Here is a 24,597-nt window from a genome sequence, read left to right as displayed (position 1 = left end):
AAGCTGTGAAGAGATTTTTCTTTATAGCTTATTTTTATTTGAAAGTGATCGAACTTTTTTATAAAAACCTCATATATGAAAAAAGCGAAGGCTTCCTCAATCTCATTGGGGAAGCCTTCATTTATCGAATATGTCCAACATATTTGACCGATTTTTTTCAAGTCGATAAATCTCGGGCTGAAGAAGCGGGAGCTGGTCTTGTGCTCGCTATTGCAAATTGGATTATTGACAAACATCATGGCAAAGTAAAAGTAATAGACATTAAAAAAGAATCCATTTTGATCTTTTTTCAAAATGGATTCCTTTATTTGTTGCAAGGGTCACTGCAAAGCAGAATCCTCATTTTTTAAAAATTAATAGGACTTAACTTAATGAAAATACTACCAAATAAAATCTTTATTAGGCCATCTATTACAAAAAAGACATCTAGACTTACGTTAGTAATAATTAATCCTATGACTGCATTGATTATTAAACAGGTTGATAGGAAAACCATTATTTTACCATGTACTGGAATGAAAGGTAAGAAGTGAACGCCGACAGCTAAAATAATTAATAGCCAGCAAGTTCTATAATCATCGGCAAAAAATTGAAAACTGACAAAAACTAAAATAGCTAATAAAAAAATTGAAAAATTAGACCACTTTTTTTGTTCCCGTGTACCAGGACCGACTGCTAATTTCTCCCGCGTTTTAGGGCTTAATTGCCAAATCATACCTAGTACATAAGTGATGGCAAAAGGCCAAATATTTGGATAGCCGTTATATTTTATTAATAGTAAGAACATTGCTACGCCAGCAATTATTAGCCAAATCCCATTAATCTTTTGTCTAGGATATTTGTAGGTTGGTGTTTCCATTTCCTATTCTCCATTCTTTATTCTCGAATAATAGATTTCTAGAATAATATATCAGACTGAAATGGATCTTTTTGTCACAATCTGTCGAAGTGAGAAATATATTGGTTTAAAAAAGTCATCCTTTTTTTCGATAAATAATATGATTCATACGATATTTTTAATCATACTTTATCCACTTTTAGCTACTTTGCTAATTCATCGTTTGATATAATGCTTTAACATGTTTCGTTTCCATCTATTCACCCCTTGCTGCGATATTTTTAAATCTTTCGCTATTTCCTCTTCAATCTTACCTTCTATATAAATAACTTTGACATTATTTGGATAGTATGTATCTGATTAGCTAATATATTAGGGATAAATTACCTATTAAACCAATGATATGTTAACATTACCTTATTTTTAGCATTTATTTATTGGAAATATAGTAATATCATTGTCTTGTAAAGCAAAATTTGATTGGGAAATATAGCCCTGGTAAGTTTTTAAGATGGCTTTACATATAACTTTTTGTAATAAATATATTATTTTCGAAAACTTATTATACATATTTAAAAATTAATAGAGCGATAATATTGTTTTCATAGAATAATCTAATTTAACTAAATTTCTGGAGGAATAAAATAATGGCAAAGCAAAACAAAGGTCGTAAATTTTTCGCAGCTACAGCTACAGCAGCTCTAGTAGCATCAGCAATCGTACCAGTAGCATCAGCTGCTGAATTTAAAGATGCAGATAGCATTTCATCTTGGGCAAAAGAAGCTGTACAATTTTTAACTGACAAAGGTTTCATCCAAGGCGATGAAAAAGGAAACTTCAACCCAGCTGGTACACTTACTCGTGCAGAAGCTGCTGAAATTTTATCAAAAGCATTGGATTTAAAACCTACAGGAACAGAAGATTTTTCTGATGTAAATGAAAATGACTGGTTCTATAACGCAGTGCTTGCAACTTCACCAGAATTATTTGACGGTATGGGCAATGGTAAATTTGAACCTAAAGCTCAATTAACAAGAGAACAAGCTGCTAAAGTTATCGTGCAAGGTTACCAATTAACAGGTAAAGCAGATCTTAGCAAATTCTCAGATGCTTCTAAAGCTTCTAAATGGGCTGTATCTTACTTAGAAACTGCTGTAGAAAACGGAGTAATCAACGGTAAAGGCTCATTATTAGCACCACAAGATAAAATTAGCCGTGAAGAATTTGCCACTATGGTAAAACGTACAATTGATGCAACTGCAGAAGTAACACCAGCTGTAGCATCTGTAAAAGGACTTAATGCGAAGGAACTTGAAGTGAAGTTCAACACAGCTGTTGATAAAAAAGACGCTGAATTGACAACAAACTACGCTATCACAGGTGTAGCTATCACAAAAGCAGAAGTATCTGAAGACGGTATGACTGTTATTTTAACAACTGATAAAGAGTTAAAATTAACTAATGAAAAAGTTACTGTAAAACCAATCAAAACGAAAGCAGATGCTAAAGTACTAACTGCAGAGTTTAACCAATTGCTAACATTTGCAGATACAACTCCTGTTAGCGTTAATACTGTTGAAGCAAAAGGTACTGAAGCAAAAATCACTTTCGATGAGCCTGTACAAAGCGCAGGAACAGTAAGCTTAAATGGTACTGAGCTTTCTAAAGATCGATATGAATTATCTAGTAATGGTAAAACATTAACAATCAAAGGCTTAACTGCTGAACAGACTTATAAAGTGGACATTGTTGGCGCTATTGACTTCGCTAACAATATCGCTAACCCTATTGCTGTTAATTTCACTGTTGCTAAAGCAGATGTTGATAGTTCAAAACCAACTGTTTCTACAGCAGTGAACGGTACAGAAATCACTTTTGATTTCTCAGAAGAATTAAAGAAACAAATCATTGATGGAACTGAAGCGTATGCAAAAGTAACTGTTGGAGAAACTCCTTTCTTCTTAACAGATAAAGACATTAAAGATGCCGAAGATAAAACAGTATTCACTATTGATGCAAAAACTGCATTAGGTACAAATTCATTTATTAATGCAGACATTAAAGTAGTTGAAGGGTACAAAGATTTAGCTGGTAACGCGGGAGATGCATTCGAGTTCAATGCTACTCTATCTAAGGATTTAACGCCTGCTACACTTGTATCAGCTTCTACTAAAATGTTAGTAGCTGATGATGTGAATTCTACTAAAGACGTGGATGCTTTATACCTTACTTTTAGTGAACCTGTAACAGTAGATGGAAAATTAACGCTTAAAACTCAAAATGGTATTGCTTACACTGCTGGGAAAACAACAGCGGTAAAAGCAGAAGCTGGTTTCGACGTAGATGGTAACGGCAAAATTGAGGGTGCTGAGAAAAACACAGTGAAAGTTGATATTGATTTAGATAGCAATTCAACATATACATTTGAATTATCTGCTAAAGCAGTTAAAGATATGGCTGGCAACGTGACTGCAGATACAATTACATTCAATGTTACAACTGGAACGTTCGAATCTAAACCTGAAACTTCTACAGATTCATTAGTATTTGGAGCAACACCAGTTGTGGTAACAGATAACAACGTATTTACTGTTGAATACGCTGCAGATGTGACTGCAACAGCAACAACAGCTGCTAACTACACACTTGGAGGAAAAGAACTTCCAGCTGGAACTCAACTTCAATTTGTAGACGGTACTAAAAAAGTAAGATTCACTTTACCAGAAGGATCTATCACTGCTAATGGTCCTTATGTACTTGAAGCTAAAAATGTTGTAGATACAAAAGGGAACACACTTAAAAATGGTAAAGCTACAACTACAGTAACACTTAAAGAAAATGCTGCACCTGTAGCTTCTAAAGTAACTGTAAAAGATAGCAAAACATTTACAGTAGACTTCTCTAAAAATATTGCTGACCAAGCTACAGTAACAGGTTTAACAGTTAAGATTGCTGGTTCAACTGTAAAACCTACTTCTGCTACTGTTACTGGTGGTAAACTTACTGTGACAACTAAAGATAATTTTAATACTACAGATAGCATTGTAGTTGAATTCAAATCAACTAACCTAGTAGATGCGAATAACAATAAAGTTAAAGACGGTTCTGTTTCAAACTAATAAGTTTGTAATGTAAACTGTTCAAATTAGAAAAAGCCTTGTGGAGATTTCTCTACAAGGCTTTTCTTTTTTAGAAACAGTATCAGGATTGATATACATAAAAATGGTCAAGTATTTGGGGTTTTTCAGGCAGATACAAAATTGGAAGCATTTTCATATTTATTATAAAATGGAGTTGTGGTGTATGGTAAAATTTCAAACGATGTTTCATTCAGAAAATAAACCACTCAGCGGCTGCTTGCATCTTCATGTGACAAACACACGTAAGCCATTCTCCTGCACTTGACGTGGGTAAAAGGGCAAATGCGCTCTTCTTAGTAAAAATTAGTGTACATATAAACATAAAAAAAATACAAACTAATTTTAACGTCAAAATTTTAGGAGGTTACCTTGGCTAATTCAAGACACTCGAAACCGGATGATAGATCCAATAACGTTGAACGAATTCGTGATATCGTTAAGAACACTGAAGAAAAACTTCATGAAGCGGAAATTAGTTTGGAATTTGCAGACCCTATGCAAAGTGAAATGATTCAAGAAAAGAATAAGCGACGTCAAAAGTCAATTGAAGGATTAAAAGAAGAAATGAAAGATGAAATGGCGGCACGTAAAAAAGGAGAAGTATAGTTGGGGATTTAGGAAAAAGAATTAACTTATCTCCATCTTTCTAATGATAAAAAAGTGCTTGCCTACAAAAGCGGATGGTTTAGAAGTTCTATAAAGAACCTCTACATTGCCATCTGCTTTTTTTATGAGTGTAAATGAATTATTACATTCCATTTTAGAACAAGGATTATCAAATGCATGTGGTTTAAATGTGGTATTAATGGAGGAGGTAAGTATATGAAGATAAGACTAGCTAAATTAGATGACTTACAGCAATTGTTGTATATTTTAAATACCGTTACTTTGGATTTACAACAAAAAGGGATACACCAATGGGATTACCCTTGGGATCACAATAAAATCGCAAATCAAATAAAGAATAATTTCTGTTACGTTTTATTAGTAGATAAAAAAATAATAGGAACCTTTTGTATAAATGAAATAGATAATATCAATGAGTTCCCAGTAAAGCTAAAAAGTAAATATTTATCTCAGATTGCTATATTACCTGAATTTCAAGGAAGGAATTTTGGTTCCTCAATAACACAATTTGCTTGTTCTTTTGTAAAAGGATTAAGAAAAACACTATATTTAGACTGTTGGGCTGGAAATGAAAAGTTAAAAGAATTTTATTCAAGAAATGGACTGGAATACATCGGGGACTTTCCAGAAGAAGACTATTACATTAGTATTTTTAAATATAGTTAAATACATATATCTTTTTAATCTAACATCTGTAATTTGCCCTTTTAAAATAAAATATCGATAAATTTGAACCTTGCACTTTGACCAATATGTCAAAATGCGGGGTTTCTTTATGAATAGAAGCTTTCTCTTCTATTGTGGTTGTGAATAACAAAGTTTGCAAAAATAATTCTATGTCAAAAAAAAGAATGAATTTACCAAAAAAAGGTGAACCTTTTCCAAAAGTCATTTGTTTATAAAGTATAACGCATAGAAAGGAGTGCCTTGGATTGACAGAGCGAGAATTATTCGATTCTTATAACAAGGATGTATACCGTACATGTTATTACATGCTACGGAACGCACAAGATGCGGAAGATCTCTGCCATGACGTATTTATCACCGTTTTTCGTCAGGATTGGCAAAGTGTAGAGCATACACGTGCCTGGATCATGCGCATCGCAATGAACCATTGTTTAAACTTGCTAAAACGGAATCAGACTCAGCGGGATAAGCAGAGTCAGGTTCAATGGCTTCATGAACAGGCTACATCAACGATTAAATCCGTAGACACCATTGTAGTAGAAAAAGCAGCTGAGGGAGAATGGGAGGAACTGCTAAAGCAACTGCCAGATAAATTGATGGCTGTTGTTACCCTCCGTTATATCGGCGAGCTATCCATGGTGGAGATCGCTGAAACCCTGCAGATTCCTGTGGGTACAGTGAAGTCGAGACACCATAAAGCATTGAAAATCATGCGCAAAAAACTTGAACACAATAACAACCTATGGTTGAAGGGAGAGAACCAATATGGAACGCATTGAAAATAAGGTTAAAAACCAAATGAAGGAATCAAATAATGTCGATTACCCTGACTTTGATCAGATGTGGAACAGTATCCAGCAGGACGAGCTAAAGGTCGCTGGCGGTGAACCAGTTGAACTCCGTCCTCGAAAGCGAAAGCGCTTTGCATTGGTGGCAGGGCTATCTGTAGCTTTGATGGCTACACCAGTTTATGCAGCTCTGAATTATGATTGGTCTAGTATCCTTTCCCATAGGGAAGGTATTCAATCCGCATTAGAGCAGGGCTTAGGTCAATCGATTGAGCAATCCGTTACAAAGAATGGTGTTGCGTTAACCGTACATACGGCCTTTGTAGACGAGAACAGAACTTTCCTACTGTATAGTTTGAAACCTGAAACATCCAAGGATGTAAAGGACATCGATTTTGAAGTGATCGGACTAAAAGATTCGAAGGGCAACCTTATTGAAGGACATTATGGACACGAGTGGGACGAGAAGCTGGGTGAATTCCAGGGATATTTTGAGTCGGACTGGGTTGCTGAAGGGCAGACGACCGATGTTGAGTTTATAATAGAGAATATTCGATTGATCGACAATAAGAAGCAGTCCATCAGCTATAATCCTAATGACTCTGCTACGCAAGTGTTCCCAATTCAAAAGGATGGACTGGATAGCGTGACCTTGCAATCTTTTGAACAAGCTGAAGGTAAAGTTCTCCTAAAATCAACCGTTACGCTTACGGATTCGGAATTGCAGAACAGAAGGATGGATTTCGAGGCAATCAATGATGCGGATAAATCCGTTAAAAAAGCGGAAACGCCTATTTCATACCAAGGCTCAGGAGCAATCATGAGTCAAATATTCAAGTCTGACACTCTACGTGAAGAAGGAACTAAATTCCAACTTTCTTATGATCACATATTAGAATCAAAAGAAAGTACTTGGAGCATAAATATGAATCTATCCAAAAAACAGTTGGAAAATGGGTCATTTAAGCAAGTGCTAGATATTCCTATGGACAATGCGCCCGGCGGAACGAAAATCCACGAAATGAAGGTTACACCAACCCAAGTTCGTTTGAAATTTACTCAGGAAGAATTCAACCGTATTCCTTTTCAGGATTATCAACTGGATGTGGGTGGAATTCTGTTAGATGGGTATTTTATGACAGGTACAGATCCTAAAGAACAAGAGCTACGCTTTGAAATGAAAGGATTGGATGCAGCTTCTCTGGCTAATAAGCCTGTGACCCTCGTCGCGAAGCACCGTATCGATAGTATTTATGGAGACGAGAACGACAATCCAATTCATTTGACTGACATATCAGAAAAACACCAAACCACAACGTCTAGCATTGCAGGGTATCCAATCTCATGGACTTATTATTTGAAGGACAATAACCTCTATGTGGAATCCTTGAGCTCAGATCCGACATTTGGTGAAGTCGAACGAACTTATTATCTGGACGGTAAAGATCAGAACTTAGGGAAACCGGAATATGGCCTTGATGATGCTGGAAGTAATAAATCTATGCACGTGTATAAAAATTTCGACAAGAAAGAGCTAGATATTTACATTTATAGTTATGCAATCAATAAGCCAAACGAGGAGCTTCGGATTCCTCTTAAGTCGGGAAAATAACATGTATTGTTTTAAACCTCAAAGTTATATTCATGAATAATTAATATATAAAAAGATGGTATACATTGGATTTATATATCATCTTTTATTTTTTTCTTTGTATAATTGAGTAAATATATTTCATAATCCGTAGAGTGTAAAAAAGGACAGGGGTTAAATTCAAATATGTTTGAGGATGCTAAAAATTAATTTTTAGAACTTTAAAAAATGATGATTACAATTTTGTTCTTCGTTGGAGTATGGACGAAAATTTTTGTGAAGCTAATGGGTGGAGAGACAATTTAGACAAAGAAGAAACAATCATAACCCCGTTCTAAATTTAGTACGGGGTTTTAAATAGTTGTGTAATTTTTGATGTAAGATACTTCAAAAATATAATTATAAAATCGTTTGAATCTAAGTGTCATTCAACAATCGCACCCGATTCTTGAATAAATAAGAGACTCCTATTTGACTATTACTATTATATAAAGGCGTGCAGCAGGACACCTAGAAAACTTTTAAATCCCCCTCTTTAACCGCCGATAATCCGTGGGGCTGGAATTCATATATTTTCTAAATAATCGGCTAAAGTAATTGAAATCATGGATACCCACTCGATTAGCAATTTCATGTACAGGAAATTCTGTTTTTTCCAAATAAAATAAGGATTTATCAATTCTAAGCTTATTAAAAAAATCCATGACACTGGTTCCAACTTCTTTTTTAAAAAGATGGCTGAAATGATATCTGCTTAAGTGACAATAATTAGCGATATCGTCTAAAGAAACTTCTTTTTGATGATTCTCTTTCATATAACGAATCGCATGTTTAATAGTGGGTGAAACATCACCAATATATATTTTTTCTACCTGTTCGGTTAACCATTCTGCATAATGACAAACTTTCATAGCAAATTTGTCATATCGGATCATATGATAGAGATCTTGAATCACATTTGCCGTATTGGTCAAAATCGAGACAGGACTTACTCCGACTTCTAACACAATTCTAGACATCATCATAAGAAGATCAATAACCTCTGATTTAAAAACATCTTCATTATAGTTATAAATCTCTGCAACTCTATTCATGATTCCTTTCATTTGGGTCACGACTCCTTCTGTGTGCCCGATTCTAACGATCGAAAATAGTTCCGACTTCTCTTTCGTTAAAGGAATCATTAATGATTCAACCACGTTTTTTCTCATATCGGTATGAAAAATTAATTTATTCCCTTGAAAAAACCTCCCTGACATTGATTTTTTTGCCTCTTCAAAAGAACAAATGAGGGAAGTAGGATCCTCGTAAAAATTACCAATACCAATCGAAACATGTATGCCATTTTGATCTGAGGTTTTTTGAATCATTTCGGCCAGTAAAAGAACATCCCTCTTTCTATCTTGTGGATTTACCTCATGAAAATCCAGTAAAAGGGCAAGAACGCCCTCTTCGATCCATATCCTTAAAAATGGAATAGATAATATGGTGTCTAATTCTTCTACAAGCTTTCGTCCAATCTCCATTTTCCATACAAGCGGTTTTTCCTCAGCTAAATCTGGATAGCGATCCATCGAAACTAAAACAACTACATTAGGCTGAATATTCACGCCGTACTTTTCCTGTAAAACTTCAAAAGGTGCCACGTGTACAAAGGTTCCTGAAAGCAATAGGTGTGAAAAAGATATTTGTGTCAGTTCTTCGATCATATTCTAAGCCCCCAAATAGAAAGGAAACTTCTCTACTCGAATGAAGATGAGTAAAAAAGCTTCCATTATTCTTGATGTTCCTACCAATCTAGTTTTCCAATTATCAATTCGACAGTTTTTAGGATTTCTCCTTCATGAATAAGATTAGTAATAAATTGAATATCCGGATAAAAATATCGATCTTCTTCTACAGTTGGAACGACACTTCTGATGAGCTCATAAACCTTTTGGCTGACAGGTGAAGGTTTTAAAGGTTGATGAAAATCCAATGCTTGAACAGCCGCCATCAATTCAAGTGCTAAAATATACTCCAGCTTTTTAGAAATTTGATAGGCCTTTTTTGCCGCAAAATAAGCAAAACTGACCACATCCTCTTGATTTGCACTGGTTGGTGTATTATCAACAGTTGCGGGATGAACAAGAACCCTTATTTCATTAAGCAGCCCAGCTGCTGTATACTGTGGAATCATGTAACCGTTATTTAAGCCTGGCTTTGCTACGAGAAAACTCGGAAGCTCACTTACATGATAGTTGACGAGTCGGTCTAGCCTTCTCTCTGAAACCTTTGCAAGATTAGCCATCGCTATGGCCATCGTATCCGCATAGATACCTACGAAAGATCCATCAAAATTTCCAACCATTAGGGCATCCCCCTGATCCTCGGTGAAAATGATTGGATTGTCACTTGTTGAGTTCATTTCATTGCTGATGGTTAATTCTGTATCTTTTAAAACCTTTTTTACAGCCCCGTGGGCTTGAGGAATACATCTCAGGCTAAGGGCATCCTGTACTCTGTAATCCTGATATTTTTCAGCAATCTCACTATGTTCCAATATTTTTACAATATTTCGTGCTGTGATAGCTTGCTCTACATGCCTTTTAACTGAATGGATTCTTGAATCTAAGGCTTTAATGGTTCCCTTTAATGCTTCTAGTGACATGGCACCTGCAATATCCGCTGTTTTTACTGCCTGAATACTGTTATAGAGAGCTAATGAAGCGAAAGCTGTGATCGAAGTTGATCCATTTATTAAGGATAATCCTTCCTTACACCCCAATGAAACAGGCTGCAAACCAGCTTTTTCCAAAGCTTCATTTCCTGGAATAAGCTCACCATTGTACCATGCTTTTCCTTCGCCCATTAACACTAAGGCCATATGGGCTTCAATAGCTAAATACCCAACCGAGCCTTCTCCAGGGACAAAAGGAATAATTTGGTGATTTAGTAGCGACCTTAAAAGTTCTAAAGTCGCTAACTTTACACCAGAGAAGCCATTACCTAAATTTACTAGAATCATGAATTGGATGGCTCTTACCACTTCTTTTTCCAACGGGTCACCGACTGATACTGCGTGAGAACGAATAATATTTTTTTGAAGAATCTCGGCATCTTCTGTGGAGATAGTTTCAGTTACGTTACTGCCAAATCCTGTTGTGACCCCGTAAATGACCCGTTCTTCATCTAAAAACTTTTCAATGACCGACCGTGAAAGATTTACCCGTTCACGGTAATTTTGTGAAAATAAAACCTCGGCATCATATCTAGCAACAGCTATGATTTCATTTATGGAAATAGCTTCAGCACCAAGTGTAACTTTTTTTATTTCCTTTGGGTGGATTTTTGATATAGCTGTATTCATTTTCCTTATCTACTCCCCTCAGTTCCAATGTGACCAAGAAATCAATGTTAACTACCTACTTCAACACTATTTTCCTCTCTATTTAGGCTAGTGGCAACGTCCAGATTCGGATCACTTGCTTCATTCAATCCAAGTGATTTCGTTTCTGGTGCCCATGCAATCGAGACAACCGTTCCAATCAATAAGATAACCGTCATGGAGATCAGCGATGTTGTCATCCCATAGGAGCTTACGCTTATTGGTAAAAGGAATGTTCCAATCGCTGCACCAATACGGCTTATTGCTGTGACTAATCCAACGCCTGTTCCGCGGACTTCGGTTGGGAATAATTCTGCTGGATAAACGAGTGTAAGATTGCCAGCTGCAGCCATTACAAAAGTAAAGATTGCAAACACCATGATAGCAAAGCCGCTAGATCCTGCTGGAATAAGACTTAGAACAAATAAGGAAATAGTCAGGATAATAAAGGTATAAATGGTGAAACCTCGGCGTGAGAGCTTTTCTGTACACCATACACCAGCGATTACCCCAACAAGAAGGAATAGATTTAACAGCATATCAACCATAAAGGTTTCTTCAAAGCCCATTGCTTCTAAAATTGTCGGCAGGAATGTAAAAATAGTGAAATAAGGAATTACCTGACATGTATAGAATAGAGCGCCAAAAGTAGTTCGTTTCCATAGGTGTTTGTTGAAAAGATCCTTTATTCCATAATTAGTGGCGGTATCTTGCGAAATAGTTTCATCCATTACAGCATTAGGTCCAATATATTTCCTAACAATTTCTTTTGCCTCTTCATTTCTCCCCATTTTCACAAGCCATCTTGGAGATTCAGGAGTTCCGATACGCATAACTAAAACAATTACTGCAGGGATCACTGCACTAACAAGCATCCAGCGCCAAGCGTCAGGACCCATCTTCCCAAGATAATATCCTACAACATTGGCAGAGACATAACCTAATGTCCATATAACATTTAAGGATGATAATAAAATACCTCTGTACTTTCTTGGTGAAAATTCTGCGAGTAATGTAGAACCTACTGCATAATCCCCTCCAAGGGCAACGCCAATTAAGATCCGTAGTATGAAAAGCGTGACTGGTTCAGTTACAAAAAATTGCAAAGCTGATGCTACTGTGATAATGACAAAATTGGATAAGTAGATTTTCTGCCTGCCAATTTTATCAGAAAGTCCGCCAAGAAAAAGGCTTCCAAAGAATAATCCGATTAAGGCTGAGCTTCCAATTAATCCAGTCCAAAGTGAACCAAGGTGCATTTGCGGACCAAGGAGGCTAAGAGCCATCCCAATGATTCCAAGTGCATATCCATCAGAAAAATTGGAACCAAAGGTAAGTGCTGTGATCCTTATATGAAACTTATTTAGCGGAGCGTCATCCATCCTATATGTTTGTCCATTCATCAGAATTTCCCCTCTCTTTTTTCAGATTTTTCAGATATTTATGCTCAAAAAAATAAATTAAATGACTCAAAAACCTCCATTCATAGTCGCCATTAAAGCGCTTTCAATCGATCAATCAATTAGTGTGTTACAGCGATTATATCTATTTTTAAAACATTTGACTCTAGAGGATATTTCGAAACATTAGCATAATATTGCTATTCGACATGCGTATGGTAAAAGAAACAGCATGTTTCACTTGTATTAGTGCACATGGAATAGGGGAACATTTTTATGCTGATTCTAATAAACAATTATTTTTGCAAACAGCATCTGTGTGCAGGCCACCAGGACTCTACCTTTGCAAAAGAAGCAATTTATAGTGGAGCAAATGAAAATTGTGCATGTAAAATGAGACTGTTGAATCATCCTTTTTATTTTCTTACTATAATAATTATGCAATGCTGCCCTCAAAATATTGTATACTTTTACAGCTTTGCAGTTAATCTTATAGAAGGAAATCATACAAGAATCCAAGTACTTTAAAGGTTATCCACTCAAGGGCAATCTAATTTTAAAGTATTGCATAATCCCTTTTATATAAAGATATTGATGAATAATTTATAAAAATGCAATGAAATGTTATGTCAAATAATAGGGGATAGTTTATTTAGAGTTTAACTTCAAAATTGAATTATTTGTTAATTTCTATCTCATTTTACCATTATCATATAAAATAATGGTATGCTATATCACGATAATAGTTTATGGAGGCGGTATTATGTATTACAGTAATGGTAATTATGAGGCTTTTGCACGTCCTAAAAAACCAGTGGGTGTTGATGAGAAATCAGCGTACCTTGTTGGTTCGGGGCTAGCTTCGCTTTCAGCCGCATGCTTTTTAATTCGTGATGGACAAATGAAGGGAGAGAATATTCATATTCTCGAAGAACTAGATATCTCAGGGGGTAGCCTTGATGGTATTTTAAATCCGACAAGAGGCTTTATTATTCGCGGTGGTCGAGAAATGGAAGATCATTTTGAATGCCTATGGGATCTATTCCGTTCAATCCCATCTTTAGAAATAGAAAATGCTTCTGTTTTAGACGAATTCTATTGGCTAAATAAAGAGGATCCTAACTATTCAAAATGTAGATTGATTGAAAATAGAGGACAAAGACTTGAGGATGATGGCAAGTTTACGTTATCTGATAAAGCATCTGAAGAAATGATTAAATTATTCTTTACTCCTGAGGAGAAATTAGAGGATGTAAAAATTACAGATGTTTTCTCTGAAGAGTTCTTTGAATCGAATTTCTGGCTATATTGGTCTACGATGTTTGCTTTTGAAAAATGGCATTCTGCAATGGAAATGCGTCGTTATATTATGCGTTTCATTCATCATGTTGGGGGTCTACCTGATTTATCTGCTTTGAAATTTACAAAATATAATCAGTACGAATCTTTAGTACTTCCTATGATTAAATATTTGGAAAGTCATAATGTTGATTTCCAATTTAATACTGTTGTAGAGAATGTTTTAGTTGATAAAGTTGGCGATAAAAAAGTAGCCCATACATTAGTGTTAAAACAAAATGGTGTGAAAAAGAATATTGAGCTAACAGAAAATGAATTAGTGTTTGTTACAAATGGTAGTATTACGGAGAGTACAACTTATGGTGACAATAATACGCCAGCTCCTGTAAGTACTGATTTAGGCGGGAGCTGGTCACTTTGGAAAAACATCGCTTCCCAAGATTCTGAATTTGGTCGCCCAGAAAAATTCTGCGATAACCTTCCGGAAGAAAGTTGGTTTGTTTCAGCAACACTAACTACATTGGATGATCGAGTTGCTCCGTATATTGAAAAAATTAGTAAAAGAGATCCGTATGCAGGAAAGGTAGTTACAGGTGGTATTGTAACTGCTACAGATTCTAATTGGATGCTAAGCTATACGTTGAACCGACAACCTCATTTTAAAAATCAACCAAAAGACCAATTAGTAGTTTGGATTTATGGATTACTATCTAATAAACCAGGTGATTTTATTAAAAAGAGTATCACTGAATGTTCTGGAATCGAGATAGCACAAGAATGGTTGTACCATATGGGTGTACCTGTAGACGAAATACCGGATATCGCACAAAATTCTTGTAATACTATTCCATGTTACATGCCTTATATAACATCTTACTTCATGCCTAGAGCAATGGGAGATCGTCCTTTAGTTGTCCCTAATGGATCTGCTAACTTAGCCTTCATTGGGAACTTTAGTGAAACAGAAAGAGACACTGTCTTCACAACTGAATATTCGGTAAGAACGGCGATGGAAGCAGTTTATCAATTATTAGATATTGATCGAGGTGTTCCAGAAGTATTTGCATCTACTTTTGACATTCGCACTTTATTATCTTCAACTGCTCGTTTACTTGATGGTAAAAAATTAACAGATGTAGATGCTCCATTTATCTTAAAACAAATAGGTAAATTTGGTATTCATAAAACGAAAGACACAATCATTTATGATTTACTGAAAGAAAGTAAATTGATATAGAGATATGTACTAACAAAGCTGATTCATAATTGAATCAGCTTTGTTACATTAATAATTAACATAACAATACTAAAAGAGAAAGATCAAAATAAGCCAATGTGATATTAGACCACATTGGCTTATTTTCTTTAATGAAATATGTATAGGGTTTTTTCAAGTAATGTAGGTCAGATATAATCTAATTAGCTTCTTTTGAATTTTCACCTTAAGTTTATTTTGATTATAAGTAATAGGAGGGGAAAAAAATGAACTTTTCCAGATTATTAGGAACATCATTTCCAACGGTACAAACTGAAAGCGTTAAATTAAGAAAGTTGAAGCTGGAGGATGCTCCTACGTTATTCAATTATTATTCAAATGAAAATGTATATCGTTATCTTGATTGGAATGGACCAGAAACTTTAGAAAGAAGTTATGAAGTAATTAATTTTTGGAATACAGGCTATGATGAAGGTTGGATTATTCGTTTTGCTATTGCTGACAAAGAAACCGATGAAATTATTGGTACTATATTTTTAAGTGAATTTGAAGGTAAGCGAGCTGAAATGGGTTATGAATTATCTGAAGAATATTGGCATCGAGGTATTATGTCGGAAGCGGTTAAAGAAGTATTATCAATAGGATTTAATCAGTTAGGTTTAGTAAGAATACAGGCAATTGTCACGGAAGAAAATATAGCGTCAAAGAAGTTGTTGTCGAAATTCAACTTTAAAGAAGAAGGCTGCTTAAGACAATTTGAATGCCATAGTGTTACTGGAGAATGTAAAGATATGTTGATCTATAGTTTGTTGCATACTGAGTTTTCGAAAAAGAATATATAAGTTTTATGGTAATTCCAGATGGATCTCCAATAAAATGTGCGACAAAAACTTATTTAATGAGTTTTGTCGCATTTTTATATAGTGGTCTATTTTTCTCTATTTTCTAAAATTCCTGTTAATAGAAATTCCGATATGTAATAATAACGGTAAATTAAGGTAATCGGAGGGGAATGAAATGGAGAAAAATATTTTAAGTTTAAAACTAAAAAGATATCGAGAAGAAAAAGGAATCACCCAACAAGAACTAGCTGAGATTTTAGAAGTAAGTGATAAGTCTATATCCAAATGGGAACTTGGGAATGGTTATCCAAGTAAGAGAAATATGCTGAAGATATCGGAGATTCTTGATATCAGTGTGGAAACATTGCTATTAGAGGAAAAGAACGATGAGAAAGAAAAAATAAAGTTAAGTATTAATTATAGCTTAATTAGTTATATCATTATTTTTGCAGTAACCTTAATGATCAAAGGTTTGACAGGTGCAGAACAGTATCAAAACATTTTATCTAAAGATATTATTGAGATTTTAAAACTACTTGCAAGTGCATTTGTACAAAATATAGGAATTGCTTTACCACCCGCAATTATCATTGGTTTCGTTTTTTATTTTTATATTTTTCCTAAACAATCAAGAGAGTAGATATAAATCTGCTTTCTTTTTTTACAATAAAGCTTTATAACTGATAATTTAGAGTTATAACGTATGAGAAGGTGAGAAAATGCGGATTCAATTTTGGAAAAGTAAAAAGGAAAATAAGGAATGGCGTGGGGGGAATTCAAACGGACGACCTAAAGTAGCCATAAATGAATTAAAATTGCTGCATTTAAAGGATGCTGGAAAAAGTAATCGAGAAATTGCACGAATACTTCGCGTTTCAGAAGCTACTATTCGGAGACGATTGAAAGATATAGAGGGGTGATTTCTCGCTTTCTTTAAGTCGTTATACATACATATTATGCAGAAAGGAATGTGTATATATTTCTTCATTTCAGGATTCCAATGGATTAAAAACAAACTCTTAGGTATGATATCGTAAAGAGTTTGTTTTTTCTTTTTTCTTACAAATTTGGATTTGAAACTAAATGGTGAGGGGGATGAATTAGCTTGGAAATATCAATTAATTGCTTACAAGAACGCGACGCAGAAGAATTATTTGAGTTTGAAAAAAATAATAGACTATTTTTTGAACAAATGGTACCTGGTCGTGGTGAAGACTATTATAATTTTGGATCGTTTAAAATAAGACATAGAGAGCTTTTAACAGAACAACAAGAAAACAAATCAAAATTCTACTTAATAAGAGATAACTCAGGCAATATTATTGGAAGAATTAATTTAGTAGATATAGATACAACGAATGATATTGCAGAAGTTGGTTATAGAGTGGGTCAAGAATATGGAGGCAAAGGAATAGGGGCTAGAGCCTTAAAGCTACTATTAGAAACAGAAATCAGTGTAAAAAAGATAAAAGCAAAAACAACAACAAATAATATTGCATCCCAAAGGATTCTTGAAAAGAACGGTTTTAAACAAGTGTATATAAGTGATGATGAGTTCGAGATGAATGGCAAAAAGTTGCAGTTTATCGATTATATTTTGGAGCTCTAGTAAATATCCTGAGAGGAGTGGTTGAAAGATAGTGTTTAAACGAATCATGATACTTTTTTCAATTATTGCTGTGATATTTTTGGTGCTCATTACGACTAGTTATATTATTCATCAAATAAAATTATCAAAGGAAGATAAATTATTTACGCCAACAGGGAAAATGGTAGAAGTGAATGGTCATCAGATGCATGTGTATGTTGAAGGAAATGGAGAAGATACGCTTGTATTTATGTCTGGGGGAGGCACAAGCTCACCTGTGTTAGACTTTAAATCATTATATTCATTGTTAAGCGATAAATATAGAATCGTTGTCGTTGAAAAGGCAGGTTATGGCTTTAGTGACATTACAGATTCTGAGCGTGATATTGATACTATTTTACAAGAAACAAGAGAAGCACTATTAAAATCAGATGTTGAAGGACCATATATTTTATTTCCTCATTCTATGTCTGGTATTGAGGCGTTGTATTGGGCTCAAGTCTATCCGAATGAAGTTAAAGCAATTATAGGATTGGATATGGCTGTTCCTGCTGCATATAAAGATTATGATATAAATATGCCTCTAGTTCATTTAAGTGCCTTTGCTGCTAATATTGGTTTTACTAGATGGATTCCGGGCCTTTCTGAAAGTGATGCCATCAAATATGGGGCTTTGACAGATGAGGAAAAAGAATTGTATAAAGTAATTTTTTATCGTAGAACAGTAACTAAAAATATGATGAATGAAATTAAGCATATTAAGGAAAATGCTGAAAAGGTAGGAGCGACTGAAATCCCAAATGTGCCTATGCTTTTGTTCTCTTCAAACGGTCAAGGGACAGGTTGGAATGAAGATGAGTGGAATGAAATTCAAAAGGAGTTCATTAGTAAGCGTAAAGACGGCACATTAATAAAATTAGATTGCTCACACTATATTCATGATATTGAGTTTAAGCGAATAGCGGACGAATCAGAAAAATATATAGAGAGTTTAAATCGTTAGGTTCATCACCAAAAGTTGTGTATGCCGTTTGTTATGGTGAAGAACCATAAAAATTACTAATTGTTATAGAAAAAATCAAAGTGGGAGTTTTAATTATGAAATATTTATTACAAGTTGATTTTACAATGGACGGGCCATTCGGTGAAGAAATGTCCGAGGCATTTGCAGATTTAGCGAAAAGTATTAACGAAGAGTCAGGTATGGTTTGGAAGGTTTGGACTGAGAATGCGGCGACTAAAGAAGCTGGTGGGATATATTTATTTGAAACCAAAACAGATGCTGAGAAATATTTAACTATGCATTCAAAACGATTAACAAGTTTCGGTATTACCGATATTCGTGGGAAAATCTTCGAAGTGAATGAAGTATTATCTACAATTAATAATGCTCCAATTTAATTAGCTAAAGATCATTGGTAGTATGATCAACTAAAAATACTGAATTGAAAACATGAGATTGTAATTAACAATCTCATGTTTTCGTTTTTTTTTGTTTTCAATAATAATTTATTACTTGCAAAATATGTTTATTGTGTATATATTGTATATAAAGTATATATACATTATTTCGAAGGGAGTATTACCTTAAAGAGCTCAAGGAAATGCTTACATTATTGCATACGGAGGGTGAAAGATGGAAAATGTCATTGAATTACAGCATGTTCATAAATCTTTTAAGGGATTTCAGATAAAGGATTTCTCTATTAACGTAAAAAAGGGCTTTGTAACGGGATTTATCGGGGGAAATGGTGCAGGGAAGTCTACAACAATCAAATTGATTATGAACTTGCTAAAGCAGGATAGTGGTACTGTTTCAGTGTTTGGGATGGATTATAAGAAGCATGAAAAAGAAATAAAGGAACGTATTGGTTTTGTCTATGATGAAAATGTCTTTTATGAATATGTAACATTAAAGGATATGAAAAGGATTATTAAACCAGCCTATAAAAACTGGGATGATGACGCTTTTCAACGTTATGTTACTCAGTTCGAACTACCACTGAACAAAAATATGAAGACCTTTTCGAAAGGAATGAAGATGAAAGCTTCGTTAGCCATAGCTCTAGCTCATCATGCAGAATTAATTATTATGGATGAGCCAACTGCAGGGCTCGATCCGATATTTCGTAGAGAGTTACTAAATATTCTACATGAATTGATGCAAGATGAAGATAAAACGATTTTCTTCTCGACACATATAACAACAGATTTAGACCGAATTGCGGATTATATTACCTTTGTTCATAACGGTGAACATATATTCACGAAGGAATTTTATAAGATTGAAGAGGAATATGCCATTGTCAAAGGGACATTGAATTTATTGGATCAGGAAACGGAACGAGAGTTTGTCGCAATTCGAAGATCGAACACAGGCTTTGAGGCATTAACAGCGGATAAAAATCGTGTGGCAAACATATTTGGGGATTCTGTCATTGTGGAAAAACCAACGCTTGAAGATATTATGTACTATACGAAAAAAGGGTGGTAATGGGATGGTTAATCTAATACTTAAGGATATTTTAATACAAAAGAAAATAATTTTATTATACATTGTTACTATTATTCTTTATTTATTAATAGATGTGTCCCTAGTGCGTATAGGATTTATATATAGTTTGGTGTTTATTACCATGTCCTTTTCTTACGATGAAAAAGATAATGCTAACATTTTACTTAATTCACTTCCATATACGAGAAAGGAAATTGTTAGTTCGAGATATATAGGTTCATTGATATATACATCACTAATTATTATCATTACTTATTTAGGTAATTTCTTCTTAAACGGAAAAGAGACATTGTTTTTATGGAAAGATATATTGATAATTATCGGTCTTGTTATGGTCGCTATGTCATTCATACTTCCAATATGTTATAAATTTAAAACACAATCTTTAATGATTGCTGCAGGTACTTTATTTGGTATATATATGGTAATCATTAAATATTTGTTCCCTAGTCTTAATGATACATTGAGAGAACCGATACAAAAGTTCCTAACTTTACAAGAAACTCAAATGTATTTTGTAGCTATCCTTACAATCATTATTTTATATGTTGGATCGTGGCTACTTTCTATTCGTATATATACGAGAAAAGTTTTTTGAAATAAAACAGCTTGAGCCCGTGGATGTAGGCTCAAGCTGTTTAAGTTCGCTTAAACAATGTCCATATAACAAAATCTAAGTATCGCCGACCTGGGCTTCCGATGCCGATGTAACAAATGACAGTATACAAGCTGTCTGTTGTTAACGTATTTAATAAACCTGAGATAATTTTCGTGAGGCAGAAAATTATACTCTAAACAATAGACAATGTAATCTTTATGTGGGAAGACATTATAAATCTAAATTGCTTTATATTTCCCTGAATGTCCAAGCATAAGTACAACTGACGAATAATTAGCATGCTGAAATGAAAATTGCTCATGCTAACGGAATAACCAACGTCGTCTGTGCTGATCACATAAAAAATATAGAAGAGGTATTTGCATGCAAATTATTATTTCCAACAGCTCAAAAGAACCGATTTATGAGCAAATTTACTCTCAAATCAAAAAGCTAATTTTATCAGGTGAATTACAAGAGGGGCAGTCATTGCCGTCTATGCGACAGCTTGCAAAGGATTTAGAAATTAGCGTTATTACAACAAAACGCGCTTATGAAGAGCTAGAGAAAAATGGATTTATTTATTCTATTGTCGGAAAAGGCTCGTTCATCTCAGAACAAAATAAGGAGATGATGAGAGAAAGGAAAGTAAAAGTAATCGAAGAAAATCTATTGATTGCCATTCAAAATGCTAAAGAAATGAACATTGGCTTAACAGAGCTCAAAGAAATGCTCACACTATTGTATTCAGAGGATGAGTGATGGAGACAGCTGTTAAATTCGTGTGGTGAATATATTTAGAGATGCGGTTATTGTGAAATGGCCTACGCTCAAAGATAGTTTGTATTATACGAAAAAAGGATGGTAATTGGATGATTAACCTTATACTTAAGGATGTTTTAATACAAAAGAAATTAATTTTATTTTACATTGCTACTATAATAATCTACTTATTGGCAGGTATACCCTCCCTAATATTTTTGGGATTTCTTTATAGTGTAATATTTATACTAAATGCTTTCGCTTACGATGAAAAAGACAACGCTATTATTCTGCTCAATTCGCTACCATATACGCGAAAGGAAATTGTCAGTTCAAAATATATAGGTTCACTGATATTTACAACAATATTTGTGTTCATGATGTATGTGGGGGATTTCCTCATAAATGGAAAAGAGGATTTGTTTATATGGAAAGAAATGTTGCTTATTATTGGTCTAGTTATGGTCGCTATATCATTCATGTTTCCAATCTCCTATAAATTTAAAACGCAATATTTAGCGATTGCTTCAGGTGTTCTATTTGGTATCTATATGTTAACAATTAATTTATTAGTCCCTATAAATGATATATTAAGAGAATTAACACGAAAGTTCATGACTTTACAAGAAACGCAAATGTATTTTGTAGCTAGCATTACGGTTATTATTTTATATATTGGATCATGGCTATTATCTATTCGTATTTATGAGAGAAAAGCTTTTTAAAATAAAACGGCTTGAGCTTAGGCTCAGGCCGTTTTCGTACGCTTAAACGCAAACTTCCACAGAACGAAATTCGTGATGACAAGCACGATTAAGTAAATGATAGCCCCATAAGAAATATGAGTTGATAGGAAGTAATGTAGACCCGCCAGAGCACCTAATGGGATAAGCAATATAAGAGTTTTCCAGCTCTGGGCATCGCCAACTTCATTATAGGGCTTTGTGAAAGGAATCTTGCTTCCCATGCCGATGTAACAAATGACGGTGTACATGCAGCTTGTTACTAAAACAATCAGTAAATCTGGGATAATTCTCGTACCATAAATGAAGCAGAAAATGATGCTCAGAAAAATATACAATGGAATATACAACTTAATCAAAAATGCTTTTAAGCTACCTTTTTTCAAGTTTATATAATCTTTAATTGGAAAGACTTTATAGATCCAAGCCGCTTTATATTTTCCTGAATGTCCGAGCATAAGTACTGCTGACGGAATAATTAGCATGCTGAAATAAATATTTAAATAGCCCATGCTAACGGCATAATCAACACCTTCGTACCTTGAAAAAGAAAACATAAAAATAAACGGAATGACAAAAGAAAATCCTAAAGATGGATATACTTTCAGTTTAAACTCTCGCTCCTGTTTCATCATAAGGGAGGCGAAGCGGTAGAAAGCTCTTTCTTCATTAGTTCTACAAATGATTGTTAACAAAAGGGTCTTAAGTCGATTGTTCTTCTCTTTTTTCGATTTGCTTGTGTTTAATAGTTTTTGCAGATTGCGTTCAAAGGTTGGAATCAGCTTTAGATAAAGCCATATCGAGATGATTGGCATGACAACAGCAAATATACTGAACGCCACTGTAAATAAAGAGTTATTACCGTTTAGCAGTAGCTCATAAGGAGCGGCAAACCACATAGGAATTAGAAAAATACTCCACCAATGAAATGCTAGCACCATATCATAATTAACGAATTCAAAGGATCTAATAAGAACTTGATAGCCAATCATCAACATTAATGATAAGCCGATTTGTACATAATTGATGATGTCTTTCAGCTTTTCTCCATCAAAAAATCTTAAAATAGCAATATATAAAATAGCGGTTAATACAACAATAAAAATATTAATTAAAACTAGTAAGAGCACAGTTAAAATAAAGAATACAATCCCTTGATTAAATAGGCCAACCATAAGGGGAATGGCAGTGAATGCAATAGTTAAATACGTCAAGTAAATGAAAATATGCATAAACTTGGCCGCATTGATCGTTTTAGCAGAGATAGGCTTGGTTGATAGGATACTTCTGTCCCGTACATCCAAAAGTACCGAAGAAAAATCAGAAATCAATGTTGTCATGATGATAAAAATAATCATTGCATAAGCAATACTCATCTGGAAAAGATAGTTTTGACCAAACCCCATAAAAGGAACCAACATAAGTCCCATTAAAACATAAATCCATAAAGATTTGATGTAGCCATTTTTTTGCTCATTCTTGTTTTTATTCGATGCTTGGTTAAATATTGTCGGTACTTTACGCTCATCCATTGTTAGTTTAATATGGAGGATCTTTCTCATAATCTCGTAATCGATGCCCATTTTCACAAAAACAAATTGAATCTTATCTAGTAGTTGAAGCGTTTTAAAATCTTTCATAATCATACCTCTTGCACAATAGAAACGAATTTCTCACCAATTTCCTGATGATCATGGAAGCCTGTCAATTGGTTGAAAATCTTTTCCAGAGTTCCTTCGGTATTGTCTGCCTGTAGTTGGGCAAATGTCCCATCGGCAGCAATCTTTCCATCATTCAGTAGGATGATGCGACTGCTTATTTTTTCGACAACATCCATAATATGAGAAGAATAAAATATGGTTTTTCCTTGGGCAGCAAGTTGAATCAAAATCTCTTTAAAGATCATCACACTATTCGCATCTAATCCATTGATCGGTTCATCTAAAAATAACAAATCGGGATTATGTATAAGGCTAGCGATAATTAATAGCTTTTGCCGCATCCCTTTTGAATATGAAGATATCCTTGAATGATACGCTTCCCCAACACCGAACAATTCCATTAAGGATTTTGATTTATCTGCAGCGACTTCTAATTCAAGGCCATAAAGCTGGCCGATGAAGGTTAAATACTCGTAACCAGTTAAAGTATCATAAACATCTGCTATTTCTGGTACATAGCCAATTCTCCGTCTATATGCAATACTGTCTTTTCCGATATTCTCTCCGAAAAGCTTAATTTCCCCACCGTAATCGCCTTCGATCCCCAAAATGATTTTGACAGTGGTACTTTTACCTGCGCCGTTCGGACCGATATAACCAATTATTTCTCCTCTCGAGACGTGTAAGTCGATTCCTCTTAATATTTCCTTACTACCATAATTCTTCGTCAAATTCGTAATCGTCAAGATTTCTTCCATGTTGCAACTCCTTTCTGTTGAACCTACAGGGCAGTATATTTAGCTGGTACCGCCCGTAAAAGCCCAATCGGTGAAGACTAATAATCGGTTGGAGGATGAAGAAAACCCCCTCCGATTAAAGCGTCATTTTATCTTATGTTTAGTGAAATTGATTTAGATAAAATAACCATAAATATA

Annotated in this window: 23 protein-coding genes; 17 read left to right on the top strand and 6 right to left on the bottom strand. The window is 34.5% G+C overall.

Annotation, left to right across the window (positions count from 1 at the left end; translation table 11 throughout):
• Nucleotides 1–38: 38 nt before the first annotated feature.
• Nucleotides 39–350, top strand: coding sequence for a hypothetical protein (locus tag AC1DCY_RS17815; protein WP_477352311.1), 312 nt, complete (start codon nt 39–41; stop codon nt 348–350).
• Here the strand turns inward: AC1DCY_RS17815 and AC1DCY_RS17810 are convergent.
• Complete coding sequence (locus tag AC1DCY_RS17810; RefSeq protein WP_477352309.1) at nt 347–859, bottom strand: DUF6609 family protein; 513 nt, start codon at nt 857–859, stop codon at nt 347–349. The two genes, AC1DCY_RS17815 and AC1DCY_RS17810, sit on opposite strands and share 4 nt — an antisense overlap.
• Before the next feature lie 626 nt (nt 860–1,485).
• Here AC1DCY_RS17810 and AC1DCY_RS17805 point away from each other — a divergent pair.
• From AC1DCY_RS17805 to AC1DCY_RS17785, 5 genes are all read left to right on the top strand, one after another.
• Entirely contained in the window at nt 1,486–3,957 is a 2,472-nt protein-coding gene (locus AC1DCY_RS17805) for an S-layer homology domain-containing protein (RefSeq protein WP_477352307.1), read from the top strand.
• Nucleotides 3,958–4,347: 390 nt separating this feature from the next.
• Nucleotides 4,348–4,584, top strand: coding sequence for a small acid-soluble spore protein Tlp (tlp, locus tag AC1DCY_RS17800; protein WP_477352305.1), 237 nt, complete (start codon nt 4,348–4,350; stop codon nt 4,582–4,584).
• 216 nt (nt 4,585–4,800) lie between these two features.
• On the top strand, nt 4,801–5,271 hold the full coding sequence (locus tag AC1DCY_RS17795; RefSeq protein WP_477352303.1) for a GNAT family N-acetyltransferase: 471 nt from the start codon (nt 4,801–4,803) through the stop codon (nt 5,269–5,271).
• Nucleotides 5,272–5,537: 266 nt separating this feature from the next.
• Nucleotides 5,538–6,071, top strand: a complete 534-nt coding sequence (locus AC1DCY_RS17790; RefSeq protein ID WP_477352301.1) for an RNA polymerase sigma factor — start codon at nt 5,538–5,540, stop codon at nt 6,069–6,071.
• Nucleotides 6,058–7,692 (top strand): DUF4179 domain-containing protein, encoded by a 1,635-nt coding sequence (locus AC1DCY_RS17785; protein ID WP_477352299.1) that lies wholly within the window; start codon nt 6,058–6,060, stop codon nt 7,690–7,692. The genes AC1DCY_RS17790 and AC1DCY_RS17785 overlap by 14 nt, the downstream gene beginning before the upstream one ends.
• Nucleotides 7,693–8,192: 500 nt before the next feature.
• On the opposite strand, the gene AC1DCY_RS17780 is transcribed toward AC1DCY_RS17785, so the two are convergent.
• From AC1DCY_RS17780 to AC1DCY_RS17770, 3 genes are all read right to left on the bottom strand, one after another.
• Nucleotides 8,193–9,380 (bottom strand): AraC family transcriptional regulator, encoded by a 1,188-nt coding sequence (locus AC1DCY_RS17780; RefSeq protein WP_477352297.1) that lies wholly within the window; start codon nt 9,378–9,380, stop codon nt 8,193–8,195.
• An 80-nt stretch (nt 9,381–9,460) separates the two neighbouring features.
• Nucleotides 9,461–11,020, bottom strand: a complete 1,560-nt coding sequence (gene hutH / locus AC1DCY_RS17775; RefSeq protein WP_477352296.1) for a histidine ammonia-lyase — start codon at nt 11,018–11,020, stop codon at nt 9,461–9,463.
• 47 nt (nt 11,021–11,067) lie between these two features.
• Entirely contained in the window at nt 11,068–12,441 is a 1,374-nt protein-coding gene (locus AC1DCY_RS17770; protein WP_477352294.1) for an MFS transporter, read from the bottom strand.
• Nucleotides 12,442–13,201: 760 nt separating this feature from the next.
• Between AC1DCY_RS17770 and AC1DCY_RS17765 the strand changes: the two genes are divergently transcribed.
• The 11 genes from AC1DCY_RS17765 (at nt 13,202) to AC1DCY_RS17715 (ending at nt 21,983) form a co-directional block, all read left to right on the top strand.
• On the top strand, nt 13,202–14,974 hold the full coding sequence (locus AC1DCY_RS17765) for an oleate hydratase (RefSeq protein ID WP_477352292.1): 1,773 nt from the start codon (nt 13,202–13,204) through the stop codon (nt 14,972–14,974).
• Between the two features lie 245 nt (nt 14,975–15,219).
• Nucleotides 15,220–15,795: a GNAT family N-acetyltransferase gene (locus AC1DCY_RS17760; RefSeq protein WP_477352290.1), complete on the top strand. Its 576-nt coding sequence runs from the start codon at nt 15,220–15,222 to the stop codon at nt 15,793–15,795.
• 175 nt (nt 15,796–15,970) lie between these two features.
• A complete protein-coding gene (locus tag AC1DCY_RS17755; RefSeq protein ID WP_477352289.1) occupies nt 15,971–16,435 on the top strand; it encodes a helix-turn-helix transcriptional regulator in 465 nt (154 codons plus the stop codon).
• 79 nt (nt 16,436–16,514) lie between these two features.
• Nucleotides 16,515–16,715: a helix-turn-helix transcriptional regulator gene (locus tag AC1DCY_RS17750; protein WP_477352287.1), complete on the top strand. Its 201-nt coding sequence runs from the start codon at nt 16,515–16,517 to the stop codon at nt 16,713–16,715.
• A gap of 185 nt (nt 16,716–16,900) precedes the next feature.
• Entirely contained in the window at nt 16,901–17,404 is a 504-nt protein-coding gene (locus AC1DCY_RS17745) for a GNAT family N-acetyltransferase (RefSeq protein WP_477352285.1), read from the top strand.
• A 31-nt stretch (nt 17,405–17,435) separates the two neighbouring features.
• The gene (locus AC1DCY_RS17740; protein ID WP_477352283.1) at nt 17,436–18,386 is read left to right on the top strand and encodes an alpha/beta fold hydrolase; all 951 of its coding nucleotides are present in this window, start codon (nt 17,436–17,438) and stop codon (nt 18,384–18,386) included.
• A 95-nt stretch (nt 18,387–18,481) separates the two neighbouring features.
• Nucleotides 18,482–18,784, top strand: a complete 303-nt coding sequence (locus AC1DCY_RS17735) for a monooxygenase (RefSeq protein WP_477352281.1) — start codon at nt 18,482–18,484, stop codon at nt 18,782–18,784.
• 235 nt (nt 18,785–19,019) lie between these two features.
• On the top strand, nt 19,020–19,877 hold the full coding sequence (locus tag AC1DCY_RS17730) for an ABC transporter ATP-binding protein (RefSeq protein WP_477352279.1): 858 nt from the start codon (nt 19,020–19,022) through the stop codon (nt 19,875–19,877).
• Nucleotides 19,878–19,881: 4 nt separating this feature from the next.
• Nucleotides 19,882–20,496, top strand: coding sequence for an ABC-2 transporter permease (locus tag AC1DCY_RS17725; RefSeq protein ID WP_477352277.1), 615 nt, complete (start codon nt 19,882–19,884; stop codon nt 20,494–20,496).
• A 384-nt stretch (nt 20,497–20,880) separates the two neighbouring features.
• Nucleotides 20,881–21,258, top strand: a complete 378-nt coding sequence (locus AC1DCY_RS17720) for a GntR family transcriptional regulator (RefSeq protein WP_477352275.1) — start codon at nt 20,881–20,883, stop codon at nt 21,256–21,258.
• A gap of 110 nt (nt 21,259–21,368) precedes the next feature.
• Nucleotides 21,369–21,983 (top strand): ABC-2 transporter permease, encoded by a 615-nt coding sequence (locus AC1DCY_RS17715; protein WP_477352274.1) that lies wholly within the window; start codon nt 21,369–21,371, stop codon nt 21,981–21,983.
• A 23-nt stretch (nt 21,984–22,006) separates the two neighbouring features.
• Here the strand turns inward: AC1DCY_RS17715 and AC1DCY_RS17710 are convergent, their stop codons facing one another.
• Together AC1DCY_RS17710 and AC1DCY_RS17705 are read right to left on the bottom strand one after the other, a co-directional pair.
• Complete coding sequence (locus AC1DCY_RS17710) at nt 22,007–23,641, bottom strand: hypothetical protein (RefSeq protein WP_477352272.1); 1,635 nt, start codon at nt 23,639–23,641, stop codon at nt 22,007–22,009.
• 2 nt (nt 23,642–23,643) lie between these two features.
• Nucleotides 23,644–24,420, bottom strand: a complete 777-nt coding sequence (locus AC1DCY_RS17705; RefSeq protein ID WP_477352270.1) for an ABC transporter ATP-binding protein — start codon at nt 24,418–24,420, stop codon at nt 23,644–23,646.
• Nucleotides 24,421–24,597 lie beyond the last annotated feature (177 nt).

The organism is Lysinibacillus sp. 10T31 (assembly GCF_056394365.1).
Note: the sequence above shows the minus strand (reverse complement) of the source record. Positions and strands in the feature narration are given on the sequence as shown.

Coding starts and splice junctions, on each gene's coding strand:
- AC1DCY_RS17810 (WP_477352309.1), bottom strand. CDS start 859: ATGGAAACACCAACCTACAAATATCCTAGACAAAAGATTAATGGGATT.
- AC1DCY_RS17805 (WP_477352307.1), top strand. CDS start 1,486: ATGGCAAAGCAAAACAAAGGTCGTAAATTTTTCGCAGCTACAGCTACA.
- AC1DCY_RS17795 (WP_477352303.1), top strand. CDS start 4,801: ATGAAGATAAGACTAGCTAAATTAGATGACTTACAGCAATTGTTGTAT.
- AC1DCY_RS17785 (WP_477352299.1), top strand. CDS start 6,058: ATGGAACGCATTGAAAATAAGGTTAAAAACCAAATGAAGGAATCAAAT.
- AC1DCY_RS17780 (WP_477352297.1), bottom strand. CDS start 9,380: ATGATCGAAGAACTGACACAAATATCTTTTTCACACCTATTGCTTTCA.
- hutH (WP_477352296.1), bottom strand. CDS start 11,020: ATGAATACAGCTATATCAAAAATCCACCCAAAGGAAATAAAAAAAGTT.
- AC1DCY_RS17770 (WP_477352294.1), bottom strand. CDS start 12,441: ATGAATGGACAAACATATAGGATGGATGACGCTCCGCTAAATAAGTTT.
- AC1DCY_RS17765 (WP_477352292.1), top strand. CDS start 13,202: ATGTATTACAGTAATGGTAATTATGAGGCTTTTGCACGTCCTAAAAAA.
- AC1DCY_RS17760 (WP_477352290.1), top strand. CDS start 15,220: ATGAACTTTTCCAGATTATTAGGAACATCATTTCCAACGGTACAAACT.
- AC1DCY_RS17755 (WP_477352289.1), top strand. CDS start 15,971: ATGGAGAAAAATATTTTAAGTTTAAAACTAAAAAGATATCGAGAAGAA.
- AC1DCY_RS17750 (WP_477352287.1), top strand. CDS start 16,515: ATGCGGATTCAATTTTGGAAAAGTAAAAAGGAAAATAAGGAATGGCGT.
- AC1DCY_RS17735 (WP_477352281.1), top strand. CDS start 18,482: ATGAAATATTTATTACAAGTTGATTTTACAATGGACGGGCCATTCGGT.
- AC1DCY_RS17730 (WP_477352279.1), top strand. CDS start 19,020: ATGGAAAATGTCATTGAATTACAGCATGTTCATAAATCTTTTAAGGGA.
- AC1DCY_RS17725 (WP_477352277.1), top strand. CDS start 19,882: ATGGTTAATCTAATACTTAAGGATATTTTAATACAAAAGAAAATAATT.
- AC1DCY_RS17720 (WP_477352275.1), top strand. CDS start 20,881: ATGCAAATTATTATTTCCAACAGCTCAAAAGAACCGATTTATGAGCAA.
- AC1DCY_RS17715 (WP_477352274.1), top strand. CDS start 21,369: ATGATTAACCTTATACTTAAGGATGTTTTAATACAAAAGAAATTAATT.
- AC1DCY_RS17710 (WP_477352272.1), bottom strand. CDS start 23,641: ATGAAAGATTTTAAAACGCTTCAACTACTAGATAAGATTCAATTTGTT.
- AC1DCY_RS17705 (WP_477352270.1), bottom strand. CDS start 24,420: ATGGAAGAAATCTTGACGATTACGAATTTGACGAAGAATTATGGTAGT.